General features: G+C 64.2%; 12 protein-coding genes. 5 read left to right on the plus strand and 7 right to left on the minus strand.

What is annotated here, in order from left to right:
- Window positions 1–48: 48 nt before the first annotated feature.
- Window positions 49–1,626, minus strand: a complete 1,578-nt coding sequence (locus LDH66_RS03465) for an HTTM domain-containing protein (protein WP_226479679.1) — start codon at window positions 1,624–1,626, stop codon at window positions 49–51.
- 169 nt (window positions 1,627–1,795) lie between these two features.
- On the opposite strand from LDH66_RS03465, the gene LDH66_RS03470 reads away from it, so the two are divergent.
- Both LDH66_RS03470 and LDH66_RS03475 read left to right on the plus strand, forming a co-directional pair.
- Complete coding sequence (locus LDH66_RS03470) at window positions 1,796–2,455, plus strand: HAD family hydrolase (RefSeq protein WP_226479680.1); 660 nt, start codon at window positions 1,796–1,798, stop codon at window positions 2,453–2,455.
- 197 nt (window positions 2,456–2,652) lie between these two features.
- The gene (locus LDH66_RS03475; RefSeq protein WP_226479681.1) at window positions 2,653–4,608 is read left to right on the plus strand and encodes a DUF7289 family protein; all 1,956 of its coding nucleotides are present in this window, start codon (window positions 2,653–2,655) and stop codon (window positions 4,606–4,608) included.
- A gap of 27 nt (window positions 4,609–4,635) precedes the next feature.
- Here LDH66_RS03475 and LDH66_RS03480 read toward each other — a convergent pair whose 3' ends face one another.
- Together LDH66_RS03480 and dps are read right to left on the minus strand one after the other, a co-directional pair.
- Entirely contained in the window at window positions 4,636–5,118 is a 483-nt protein-coding gene (locus LDH66_RS03480) for an SRPBCC domain-containing protein (RefSeq protein ID WP_226479682.1), read from the minus strand.
- 192 nt (window positions 5,119–5,310) lie between these two features.
- A complete protein-coding gene (gene dps / locus LDH66_RS03485) occupies window positions 5,311–5,973 on the minus strand; it encodes a DNA protection during starvation protein (protein ID WP_226479683.1) in 663 nt (220 codons plus the stop codon).
- Window positions 5,974–6,109: 136 nt separating this feature from the next.
- Here dps and LDH66_RS03490 point away from each other — a divergent pair, with 136 nt between their 5' ends.
- Together LDH66_RS03490 and LDH66_RS03495 are read left to right on the plus strand one after the other, a co-directional pair.
- Entirely contained in the window at window positions 6,110–7,390 is a 1,281-nt protein-coding gene (locus tag LDH66_RS03490) for a DUF7405 family protein (RefSeq protein WP_226479684.1), read from the plus strand.
- A gap of 158 nt (window positions 7,391–7,548) precedes the next feature.
- A complete protein-coding gene (locus LDH66_RS03495) occupies window positions 7,549–8,979 on the plus strand; it encodes a cupredoxin domain-containing protein (RefSeq protein WP_226479685.1) in 1,431 nt (476 codons plus the stop codon).
- Between the two features lie 66 nt (window positions 8,980–9,045).
- Here the strand turns inward: LDH66_RS03495 and LDH66_RS03500 are convergent, their stop codons facing one another.
- Both LDH66_RS03500 and LDH66_RS03505 read right to left on the minus strand, forming a co-directional pair.
- Window positions 9,046–9,480, minus strand: coding sequence for a thiol-disulfide oxidoreductase DCC family protein (locus LDH66_RS03500; RefSeq protein WP_226479686.1), 435 nt, complete (start codon window positions 9,478–9,480; stop codon window positions 9,046–9,048).
- Between the two features lie 73 nt (window positions 9,481–9,553).
- A complete protein-coding gene (locus tag LDH66_RS03505) occupies window positions 9,554–9,928 on the minus strand; it encodes a 2Fe-2S iron-sulfur cluster-binding protein (protein ID WP_226479687.1) in 375 nt (124 codons plus the stop codon).
- A 168-nt stretch (window positions 9,929–10,096) separates the two neighbouring features.
- Here LDH66_RS03505 and LDH66_RS03510 point away from each other — a divergent pair, with 168 nt between their 5' ends.
- The gene (locus LDH66_RS03510; RefSeq protein WP_226479688.1) at window positions 10,097–11,110 is read left to right on the plus strand and encodes an alcohol dehydrogenase catalytic domain-containing protein; all 1,014 of its coding nucleotides are present in this window, start codon (window positions 10,097–10,099) and stop codon (window positions 11,108–11,110) included.
- 630 nt (window positions 11,111–11,740) lie between these two features.
- Here the strand turns inward: LDH66_RS03510 and LDH66_RS03515 are convergent.
- A complete protein-coding gene (locus LDH66_RS03515) occupies window positions 11,741–11,902 on the minus strand; it encodes a hypothetical protein (RefSeq protein ID WP_226479689.1) in 162 nt (53 codons plus the stop codon).
- Window positions 11,903–12,094: 192 nt separating this feature from the next.
- Complete coding sequence (locus LDH66_RS23220) at window positions 12,095–12,418, minus strand: hypothetical protein (protein WP_425492883.1); 324 nt, start codon at window positions 12,416–12,418, stop codon at window positions 12,095–12,097.
- Between the last annotated feature and the right edge of the window lie 170 nt (window positions 12,419–12,588).

A 12,588-nucleotide genomic window follows, 5' to 3' on the forward strand; every position in this document is an offset into this window, starting at 1 on the left:
GAGAAGCGAGATGCGGAGATTCGCCTCTCTCGGCCCATCGAGAGAGGCTCAACACTGACTGACGATTAACTCGTGGGGAGTGGGTTCACCGACCGATCCGTCGGCGTCGACCGACTGGTCGACGCGATAGATGGTCACCGACTCGACGTCGTCGGGGGCCCGCTCACAGAAGTACGTCCCCGCCGACTCGAGCGCGGGATCGCCCGCTCCCTGTCCCTTCCGTCCGTATCGGTCCCAGAGCGTCGACGAGTACCGATCCGCGTCGTCGGGCCGTCCGTCGAACGTCACCGGACCCCCGCGGAGGAGATCGGTCGACGACCCGGAGCCGTCGGTAGCCTCGACGACGTACCAGCTGTCGGTATTGGGCGGATTCGGCGCGAAAAAGGCCCAACTCGCGCTCTCCAGGGCGCTGTCGTCTCCCGCGTCCGGAGTGTCGACGAGCCCCGCGGCCGCGACCTGCCAGCCCGCTGCGGCGAGGAACAGACAGACGAGGAGCACCGACGCGGCGAGTCGCGTGCCCCGGCGAACGCGGGGTGAAATCACGGACTCGGACGACGCCGATCCCGCCTCGACTCGCTCGCCGCGCGACGGTGCCGACGGTCGTTCGATCTCGCCCGTTCCACCCGTCCCGCCGCTCGTCGCGAGAGCGCCGAGTCGGTGTGCCATTCCGGTCGTCGAGACGAAGTGCTCGAGACGGTCCCAGACCGGCGGTGGGAGAAAGACCAGCACGGCGGTGACCATGACGAACGGAAAGATCCCCAGACGCATCGTCGCCGCCATGCCGAGATGGGCACCGACGTAGGCGGCGACGGTCGCGGCTCGGAGCCGGCCGGTCGTGAGCACGAGCAGTACCGATGCCGAGAGGACGGCGATCCAGAGCCAGTTGATCGCGGTCAAGAGGGCGGGATACTCTGCGACTGTCGGCCCCAAGTAGGCGGTAAAGCTCTCGAGTCGGAAGATCCGCTGGACTGCGATCCCGGACAGCCACTCGTCGCTCCGGAACTTGAGGACCGCGTTGATCGCGTAAATGACGACGACATGCAGGAGGAGCACTGCGGTCGCCGTCGAAATCACGCGCCGATCCGTCCGGGACTCGCGGGCGGAAGAGTGCTCGCGGCGACGAGGGCGAACTGCCCACCGAGCGTCGAGCGGGAGCAGCGCCGCGAAAACGAGCAGCGAGATGAGGATCGTATCGCCGCCGTTGACCAGATACGGGTTGCGAGCGTGTAGCGACGTGAGGAGGAGCGCCGAGCCGACCGCCGCGAGTCGGTGTCCGTAGCCCACCAGCAAGCACGCCGCGAGAACGACGGTGACCGTGAGCAAGAGGGCTTGCACCCACACCGAGCCCGACAGCGCGTGCAGCGACCAGCGTGCGAGCGTCGGTGAGAGCTCCTCCAAGGCGGACCGCGGGAGGATACCCGCGTCCGTATAGAACGTCCCCAGCCCCGGAGCGCGGAGGACGAGCAGATCGAGCAAGATGACGAGCCCCAGTCCGATCCGGAACGCGCCCAGCGCCCGGGGATCGATCCCGAGACGCGATCGGACGAGCGCTCGAACCGCGCCGAGCGTTGCCACCTCGTCGCCGGTCGCAGTCGCGGTCGCGGATTCGGACGAGGAACCTGTCATGGCGAGGCCGACGAGTCGATGCCGAGTTATGAGCCGATAAATAAGTACTTTCTCTTGAGAGTCGTCAGAGACGCACAGTGGATGATCTCGAGAAATAAGGCTCTCGCTCCCGAGTACGAGGGTGGCGGGCACAACGCCGAAATCCCTGCACGTTCTTACGCAGACCTACATGGCAACCCGCACGGCGTACGACGCGGTCATCTTCGACAACGACGGCGTCCTGACGACGCCGACGGATCGAGACGTGCTGATCGAGGCGATGGGCGACGCCTTCGAGACCGTCGGCGTCACCGATCCGTCCGCCGAGCACATCGAGACGCTACTCAGCCCGGACGTGCCCTCGCTGCGTCGCGTCGCGGCCGATCACGGCGTCGATCCCGACGCCCTCTGGAGCGCCCGCGAAGAGGCCGCGATCGCGGCCCAACTCGCCGAGCTTCGAACCGGCCGGAAACGACACTACGACGACGTCACTGCCCTCGAGTCGCTGTCGGTTCCGACCGCGATCGTCAGCAACAACCAACACGAGACGATCGGCAACGTCCTCGAGCACTGCGAGCTCGACGGATTCGACGTCTGGTACGGCCGCGAACCGACGCTCGAGGGGATCGAACGGAAGAAGCCGACGCCGTACTACCTCGAGCGGGCCCTCGCGGACCTCACGGTCGAGAACCCGCTGTTCGTCGGCGACAGCCGCGTCGATATCGCCGCGGCCGACGCGGCCGGGGTCGACGCCGCGTTCATCCGACGCGACCACCGCACGGGCTACGAGCTCTCGAGCGAACCGACACACGAAATCGAGTCGCTCGCGGCCCTGACCGAGTTGGTCTGACGGAGTTGGACATTCGAGATCCGTCCCAGTCATTCACTCTCGAGAGCGGCCCTGCTCGAGGAGCACAGCTGCGGACCCACGTTTCGTGGTATTTCGTCCCGTTTCGGAAGCAGTTTGAGAAAGGCACACAATAGCGTATATTAAAATTTCCGCCGGTCCGATACTATCTTGTTGGTATAGGATAAAAAGAGAGATCAATGGGGAATACTATCGGTCGCTCTCTGGAGCCCGGGGGGAAATCCAGAGCGGAAGCGGAGCTACTCGGCGTCGTCTTACTCATCGCGTTGGTCATCGTCGGCGCAGCGAGCGTCTTCATCGTCGGCGGTACTGCGTTGGGTCAACTAGAGGGGTCCAGTCAGGACGAGGCCGCATCGCAATCGCTCGTGAACGCGAAAGCCGAAATGAGTGCGCTGCAGACCGGTGACGTCAGCGAAATCTCGCTGAGCGAATCGGTGAGAGCGAACACTCGAGTCGAGTCTCAGTCGGGTAATTTCACGATACGAACGGCGGACGGCGAGGAATACAATACGACCTTCGGCTCGATCGTCTACGAACGCGACGGGAATCACATCGCCTATCAGGGCGGTGGCGTCTGGGAGTTACACGACAATACCTCGACGGTGGTGAGTAACCCTCAGTTCGACAACCGAGGCGGCGGCAACGAGACGGTCTCGTTGCACTTCGCTGCAACCAGTCTGCAGGGAGCGGAGCGGTCCGGATCCGACCTGACGATCCGCTCGAAGGGAACGAACGAGTCACTGCAAGACCTCCCACAGACGTTACCCGAAGGCCCCACGACGATCGAGATCGAATCCGAGTACTACGAGGCGTGGGGGAAACTGCTCGAGGAGCGGACAGAGATGGACGTCGAGTACGATCACGGCGCGGAGACGGTCACCGGCACGCTCACCGTTTCCGACGAGGTAACGATCGAAAACGCGTTGACGGTCGACGGCGAGTTGGACGCGAGCGGTGGCATCTCCGTCTCGAGTTACGACTCAAACGGTGCGACGGTGCCGGCATGGGAGGGGGTCGGTGACGGGAGTTACCAGGAAACGGGTAACGGCGACCTCGTCGTGACCGACAGAATACGGCAAGGCGGAAGTGCTGATATTAGCGGCGATATATACGTCGCCGACGATTTCTCGATCAGTGGGGGTGCAAACGTTGACGGGAACATTACCGCGACGGGAGACGTTGATATCGGAAGTGCTACCGTTACTGAGCGGATCGTTTCCGACGGCGATGTCTCCGTTACGAGCGGCGGTGCGTCGTTCGAAGACGGAAGTGAGGTGAACGTCGCGAACGGCTTCACGAATACGGGAGGGGGCAACAGCTTCGACGGAGTTATTCGCGCCGGTAATCGGCTCGAGATTGGCGGGGGCGGAGCGGGAGTCGGCGAAACCGGTGTCGTTCATGCACAGGATATCGTCGACATATCTAATGAACATCCTGCGGCCGAAACGTACGAAGGAGACGACGCGGACGCGCCGTCGCTGGACGAACTGGACGTGATTACGGAGCGAACCGACTCGATGCCCGATCCGAGAGACGAGGTAGCGACCGCCGTCACGCAGTACGAAGACACTAACGATAACGACGATCTCGGAGCTATCGGTGGAGGGAATGCCGATGATACGATTCGGGCTGGAAACTACTATATCGATGGCAATTTAGAATACAGTGGAAACTCCGAACTGACGTTCGATACGAACGACGGGGACATCGACCTCGTCGTCGATGGCGACATCGATGCACAGAACGTGGATTCGAATATCGAAGGAGACGGAATAGTCAATATCTACGTCAACGGAACGTTCGAGACAGGGGGCAGCGCATCGTGGACGAACGACGACGGTGCCGGCGATCGCCTCTGGATATACACCGCCGATTCCGGCGGGGAAACGTACATTCAAGCGTCTGGAGGGGACTTCTACGGCGTGATTTTCTCCGCGTCGGAAGTCAGACTGGGCGGTGGAACGAACGTCTACGGGGCAATCATCACCGAGGGCAGCGATATTTCCGGTGGGCAGAGTATCTACTACGACGAGGCAATTCAAGACACCGATCTCGGAGGTATCGAGAACGAGGGCGTGTTCGATACCGCCTATATCGACATCTCGGCTACCGAATTGACCGTCGACGATCAATAAGTGAGTGCGAAGCGAGGTGGGAATTAATCAGGCAGTCGCACTCGCCCGTCGCTCGGCGCGGGCCGCGATCGCCTCGTTCATCTCGACGAACGCCCGCTCGACACGAGCCGCGTCGAAGACGAGCGAGACGAACGCGCCGCGGACAGTCTCGCGCTGGAGCAGTCGCGTCCCTCGACCGTCGTCGGAGAGCGCGTCCGACGTGGATCGCTCACCCTCGTCGATCGGCTCGAGGTGGAACTCGTGGTAGCGATCGAACGCGAAGGGGATTACGAGGCGGTCTCGCCATGCGAGTCGCCGCTCGGGTTCGACGGTGACGGCCATCGGCCCGTCGAGGAAGCGGCCGAGATCGGACGACGCGCTCCCGCTCCGAGGCGTCGCGGTATCGATCGCGACTCCCTTGATCGTCCGACTGATCGGGTCCCACTCGGGATACGTGTCGAAGGCGAGAAGCGCCTCCCAGACGACCGCGGGCGGCGCGTCGATTTCGACGAAGACCTCGACCTGATTCATGCTAGCTCCCACCAGCCTCAGACGGATGGCTGTACCGGTCGATACGCCAACGGCGACGACAGTGTGGGCGAACGAGGACTCACTGACAGAAAAATCAATACCGGCCCGTCGGCCGGCTCTGGACTGCAGGCAGCGTGCGAGCCGTGACCGTGCTCCGCGTCGGGATCCGCCAGTCGCAGTCGCTATCGGCGGTTACGCGCTGTCGTTGAACCGTCGGTTCGTCGAGAGCGGTGCGTCGCCGGGCTCACCCCGGACGAAGTGACCGGCCGGGTTGATCTCGCCGTCGCGTTCCATCGAGAGGAGTTCGACGAACCACGCCTCGTGTTCGATCTCCTCTTGCAGGATGCGCTGGGCCATGTCGTAGGTCCGCGGATCGACGCCGTGGGTCATGTCACAGATCTCGGACCACGTCCGAATCGCACAGCGTTCGGCCTCGAGTAGCACCTCGAGGACGTCCTCGGCGGTGAGTCCGGTGACGTCGAACTGGCCGCCCTCGTCGTCGTACGGCACCGGCAGTTCCGCGTCTGGACAGGACGCTCGGTCGGCGAAGTCGCGGATGTCGTTGGGCAGGTGGCCGCCCAGTTCGTACACCCGCGGCGCGACCAACTCGAAGTGCGCCCGGTCCTCGAGGCGGGCGTCCTCGGTGATCTCCTTGTAATCCTCGTGGCCGGCGAGGTGCATTCGCAGGTTCGTGTAGTAGTAGTAGGTCGTGAATTCGGCACCGATCGCGTCGAGCAGTTTCTCGCGCAGTTCCTCGGGTTCGAGCCCGCGTTCGCGAAGCACGGCCATGCCGACGCGTTCGCTCGTGTCTCCTGCGTCAATGTTGCCTGCCGCGTGTGGTTTTTCGTCGGACATCCACCGGTCCACTCCCAGCACTCGCCGCATCAATCTTTGCTTGCAACTGCAGCCCGCGAGCGCCGGAATTTCGCCGGTCGCGCCCCCGATCGAGGTGACCGCAATATCCTTACTCGTCAACCCCCGAAGGTCGTGTATGAACGGTTCGGATCGCGGCCTGTCGCGTCGCGCGTTCGTCCGCAGCGCGGTCGCCATCGGCGGTGCGAGCGCGCTCGCCGCCTGCCTCCAGCGCGAAGAAACCGCGGACGTCCCGCAGGCCGAACTCGCTCCGGACGAGCTTCCCGACCGCCAGCACGCCTGGAACGAGTTCCTCGCCGAAGACGACCACGGGAACGTCGAGCCGCCCGAACACCACCTCCTACTGGCCCTCGAGTACGTCGGTGACGGCCCGGCCGACGCCGAGGACGAACGCGAACGGCTCGAGGCCGCGTTTCGGACCCTCGAAAAGGCCTACAAGCGAGGGGACGAGGGGCTGGCGTTTACGGTCGGCTACGGTCCGAACTACTTCGACCGGTTCGATGCCGACCTCCCGGAGGGAGTCGACCTGCCCGATCCCGAAGCGCTCGCACCGATCGAGGACCCGCACCTCGACGAGTACGACGCGCTCGTCCATCTGGCGAGCGACTACGGTCACGTCACGCTCAGCGCCGAGGAGGCCCTGAAGGGCGAACTCGACGAACTGAACGGCCTCGCGGTCGAGGACACCTTCGAGGGGATATTCGACGTGGCCGAGCGCCGAACGGGATTCATCGGTCGCGGTCTCCCGGCGGAGCGCCAGTCCGGCGTCGGCGGCATCCCCGACAGCGAGCCCGTCCCGGAGGACGCGCCGCTGTTCATGGGATTCAAATCGGGATTCAGGAAGACGCAGGCGAGCGAGGACCGCGTGACGATCGACTCGGGCCCGTTCGCCGGCGGGACGACGATTCATCTCTCGAAGATCCAGTTGCACCTCCACCAGTGGTACGAACAGGACAGCCGCGACCAGCGCGTCGCCAAGATGTTCTCGCCGACCCACGCCGACGACGACCTCGTTGAGGGAGCCGGCCACAATCTCGGCGACTCGAGCGGGGTCGCCGAGGTCGGCGGCGACGCGGCCGCGGACGCCCGCAACCGCGGGACGGTCGGCCACGCTCAGAAGGCCGCTCGCGCCCGCGAGGACGGCGAGCCGATCATCCTCCGACGGGACTTCGATTCGACCGACGACGATCGGGCGGCCGTCCACTTCCTCTCCCTGCAGCGCTCGATCGCCGACTTCGTGAAGACGCGGCGGGCGATGACCGGCAGCGATCTCACCGAGGGCTCGGTCAACTCGCGGACGAACAACGGCATCCTCCAGTACATCAGCGTCCGCAACCGGGCGAACTACCTCGTGCCGCCGAGACGGCATCGCTCTCTGCCCGAACCGAACCCCGAGTAGCGTCCCCGCTTTCGATCCGTCGAGCCGGCGTCACCGACGGCGAGAACGTATCGCTCGAGCCGTATTTCCGCTGAGTTTCGCGTTCATCGCCGATGGCTATTCGAGCGGTACACACCACCGGGTCGGCCTTTATCGGCATCCTCGATGATCGATCGTGTATGACGTCATCCCGACGGCGGTTCCTCGAACTGGGGGCGGTGGCATCGATCGGCGGTATCGCGAGCACGTACGGCGTCGGAGCGACGCAGTCCGACGGCGGAGACGGTGACCGGACCGGCAACGGTGACGAGACCGACAGCGGTGGCGATCCCGAGGTGACGGTCACCGCCAGACAAGAGCCGGGCAACGCCGTCTACTGGGTGCTACCCGGCCCGCGACCGCTGAGTCCGATGGTGTTCGGAACCGAGGAGAATCCGCGAAACGGGACGGATCTCCTCGAGGCACGGATCGAACAGGCGAACCAGTTGCCGTCGCCGCTCGGCGAGGCGGTTCCGCAGCTCCTCGAGGACCTGCCGTTCCTCGTCGCCGCGCCGGACGAGGCCCGCGAGCCGATCGAGGAGTCGGGCGAAGAGTCGATCGCACAACAGCGGCTGGCCGAACCGACGCTGTACAGCGACGAGGCCGAAGTGACCGGCGGCTCGTTTGAGATCAGCTATCTGGACCATCGTCCGTACGATCTCCCCGGAGCGCCCGGAGAGACGCCGGATACGATCGATCTCGACGCCCAATTCACCGATCCGGCCGGCAACGAGTACGAAATCGAGCACGACCACGTCATTCAACCGCCGATCCCCGGCTACGAGACCGGCGGTGGCGTGTTGACTGACGGGAGACTCCACGGGATCTCGGGGACCGGCTCGCCGCTGTTTCCGCAGGCGTACACCTACGGCGCGTCGTGGGGCGTCGGTAACGTCCACGTCAACGGCGAGTTGGCGACCGAAGAGGGGTTCCGCGTTATCCACTTCATGACGACTCAGACGGTGCGCGACGAGCGATATCGGATGGCTCTCGACGAGGAAATGCCGCTCGCGCCGGAGAACACGATCGCGGGACAGGTCCATCATACCCACGGCGTGGTCCTGCCGATCAGGCCGACAGACGACGGCCCGGTGTACGATCCGGTCCCGACCGCGTTCGAGCTTCCGAACGGTGAGACGCAGCCGTTCATCCACGCGATGTGGGAGCAAGACGAGATCGTCGAGGGGCCGTTCGCGGACTGGGAGTTCCCTGGCGCTGGAGACGACCAGGAGACTGACGGGAACGGCGACGCCGATGCACAGGCCGATATCCGACTCGTCGGCACCGCGTCGGCGTGGGAAGGCGATGCGCCCGACGACATCGCGGGGACGGAAAACCCGACGCTGTCCCTCGAGGAGGGGACGGAGTACGTCCTCGTCTGGGAGAACGGCGACGGCCTGCAGCACAACTTCGCGATCGAAGACGAGAGCGGCGAGGACCTGCTCGCCACGGATCTGATGGGAGAACAGGGGGCGACCCAGTCGGTCACCTTCACGGCGTCGGCCGAGATGGCCGAGTACTACTGCCAGGTCCACCCCAGTTCCATGCGGGGATCGATCGACGTGCAGTGACCGAGGGGCCCGAGCGGACCGAGCGGACCGGTCGAGGCCCAAGAACCCGGGATGTCGCTACTGAACTCAGGTACTCGGCACGTGTGTCCGACTCCCGGCGGCCGCTAGCTCGTCGAACAGCGCCGCGGCCTCGTCGGCCAGCGGATAGGCGTCGTGGTAGGGGTCGATCTCGCGATCGGTTCCCGAGACGAACTGAACGGCGTCCGCGAACCGCTCGTAGTTCTCGTCGACGATATCCCGGACGAGAACGGGCATTCCGGCCCGCTCGCACAGTTCGGTCGCGGCGGCGCGGCCCGCCCAGACGGTCTCGGCCTCGATATCGACGAAGAAGAGCGCGAAGGGGACCTCGCCGAACTGGGCCTCGAGGAATTCCCGTGCGGCCGGCTCGTCCCACGGAACGACGCCGACGGTCTCGAGTTGTCGCATCGCGGTCGAGGCCGCCGAGCAGAAGGGGCAGTCGCCGTCGTAGAGCAGGATGCCGGTGAACTGCGGCTCGGACATATCGCCTCGTACGCCGTGGTGGCGGAAAACGTTCGGTGGGGCAGTTGCCGGGACGCGCGGTCGACCCCTCCCGTTACCCGAGCTTCGATCGGCCCGGCGGCTTGTCGTGGTCGGCGCGGTGCCGGAGCAGCTTATCGTACTGCTCGACCTCGATGACGCAGTCCGAGCGGGGGCGAGCGACGCAGGTGAGGACGAAGTTCGCCGCCTCGTCCGACGGGTAGTATCGCTTGGCCTGACTGTGGTCGACCTCGCCCTCGAGGAGCTTCGCGCCGCAGGTGATACACCACCCCTGCTGGCAGTCGGCCGACAGCCAGATGTCCGCGGCGCGGGCCGCCGCGAGGATCGACTGGTCCTCGCGGACCTCGATAGTTCGGGACTCGCCGGCGGCGTCCAGATCGGCGTCCGCCGGCACGCGAAGTTCGACGTCCCACGTAGTGGGGGCTGTCACGGGTACATGTACGGCCAGGCGGGAAAAAGGTCTGCGGCCGGATATCCGCAAGCCGCGGGGGCGACCGGTACCGACCCACGGGAACCGAGCGGCGAACTCGACCCGTCACCGTCGCGTTCCGTGCCGCCTTCCCTAGCGTCTTTGCCCTCGAGACTGACTCGCAAACCGATGCGAGCCGCAGCTTTCACCGACTTGATCGGCCCCGACGGAGTGAGCGTGATCGAGCGGGACGACCCCGAACCCGGCCCCGGCGAGGCCCTGGTCGACGTCGAAGCGTGTGCGATCAACCGCCACGACCTCTGGATACTCGAGGGGGACTCGGCGATGGTCGACGCCGACGACCTGCCGTTCATCACGGGCCTCGACGTCGCCGGCGTGGTGAGCGCGGTCAGTACGGACGTTCGAGGCCTCGAGCCCGGCGACGAGGTCGTCCTCTGTCCGAACGAGACCTGTGGCTCCTGTCAGTTCTGTCGCGAGGGGCCGGAAAACATGTGCGAGCGGTTCTCGCTGTTCCACGGCGGGTTGGCAGAGAGCGCCCGCGTGCGGGCTGATCGGCTGATTCCGTTGCCCGACGGCCTCGACGCGACGACCGCCGCCGCGATCCCGACGGCGTACATGACGGCGTTCCACATGCTCCGGCGGGCGGAAGTGGGGCCCGGCGACCTCGTCTTCGTCCCCGGTGCGACCGGCGGCGTCGGCGTCGCCACCGTCCAGCTCGCCGACATCTTCGGTGCCGAGACCATCGGAACGTCGTCCTCGGAAGCGAAGCTCGAGCGCGTCAGCGACCTCGGCCTCGACCACGGGATTCGGTCGACGGACATTGACGAACTCCGCGAGGAAGTCGAGGCTATCGGGACGCCGGACGCGGTGATCAACCACCTCGGCGGGGAGTTCACCGAACTCGGCCAGTCCGTCATGCGTCGCGGCGGGACGATGGCGATCTGCGGCCGGACGGCCGGCAACGAGTCGACGATCGATATCGCGAACCTCTTCCTCGGCCACAAGCGCGTCGTCGGCTCCACGATGGGCACCCAGGACGACCTCCGGCGGCTCGTCGACCTCGCGGCTGACGGCGAACTCGAGCCCGAAATCGACGAGACGTACGCGCTCGCGGACACCGACGAAGCCTTTACGGCGATGCGAGAGCGCGAGAGCGTCGGCAAGATCGTCGTCGAACCGTAGCAGCGTAGCACTATCCTTGGGCGCGTTTCAGCTACCCGCGCTATCCACCGATCGGGCGGGACTTTCAAGGTACTGCTGACTGATTTCGCGTAACAATCGATAGTAGCACAATTTTCATGTATGGGAATTAGGGTTTTCGATCACCCACTCAGAAAGAACCCTCTTTGTCCACGGTTAGTTCCGTTCGAGTAGTCCGGGAAATTACGGGGATCCCACTGTAGTGCCAGCCCAGCACGATTCCAACTGACTCGGAATCGGCCAGAAGTTGATAATGGTCCCGCTGAACGTGTGTACTGTCGCGTGACCCACCATACGCGACACATCGAATCTCAGATCCGATCAGCACCCACTGGCATCATCCCCTGGCTCGACGGGACTATCCCACCCGTCGCTAGCCTTACCGAGTCCGGCATGGTCGTTGCCACGCCCACCGGACTCGACGCGTTTCGTTTCTCGAGGGAACCCCGTGTACCGAGTGAAAACTGCGTTCGTTGCTACTCTGAAAGTCCTATTTAGCCACTGTACCAGCCATAACAGACTCACCCTTCCACGTTCTCGTTGCTGCGCTTCCGGACTGAACGCCCCTCGGTAGTGCTCGAGGACCGTCTCGAGGTCGTTCCATCTGTCCAGTCACATGAGGAACGGATCGACACCTGCGGAAGCGAACGCAGTCGCCCAAGCCCAACGGAGATCGTGGCACCCGCGGTGCTCCCAGCCGGCGTCGCGGTCGACCTCGGTCCGACTGAGCCAGACCGTCATATCGTCTCGCTGCTCGTGCTGTTGTCGGTTCATGTCCGGGATGCGCGCTATCCGGTCAGCTTTGAGGAATATGGGAGTTGTTTCGGTGGTTCAGACGGGAGGACCGGGCTGCTTTCGTCCGACTTTGGACGGGGTCCCGGGCGTTGATTTCACCAATCTTCCTTCGAAGATAGCAACAACTGCACATTCGAACTGAACGCGCTCGATACGTCGTTTCGCTTAAAATCAATCATCTGAATCGGGAGCTGACTGGTGGTCGTCCGTCGGGGCAGGCTGGAGCTGGCGGACGAGATTCAAATGCATCAAATGAAGATGCATTCCGATCCCGTACAGGATAGTACCAAGTCCCACGAACGTGAGCGGCATAAGTATCGACTCGATCGCCTGTGATGGGCTATCGAGATTTGCGGGAAGGACGACACCGACGGCTAACAGAAACGCAGCTAGTATGAGTATCAATCCGATACGGACCGCGTTGGAGTATCTTCCGACCTGTTGAATGCGTTCTTCAATCTCCTCTCCGGAGGGTGGCGCTGTCTCGCGAGCCATAGCGTCTGATTTCTAGCATCCCACGGGGGTATCTAAAAATGATGCCGACAATACGCTGGTAGCGAAAACAGACGGGTTTGTCGACGGGCGGGATCAGTTGCGGGTTCTACGCCGACGCTATATCCCAGCAGAGCTCGGTACACTCGCACTGGTAACTCACTCGAGTCTAC

The sequence above is a fragment of the Natrinema amylolyticum genome, from assembly GCF_020515625.1.
Lineage (GTDB): Archaea > Halobacteriota > Halobacteria > Halobacteriales > Natrialbaceae > Natrinema > Natrinema amylolyticum.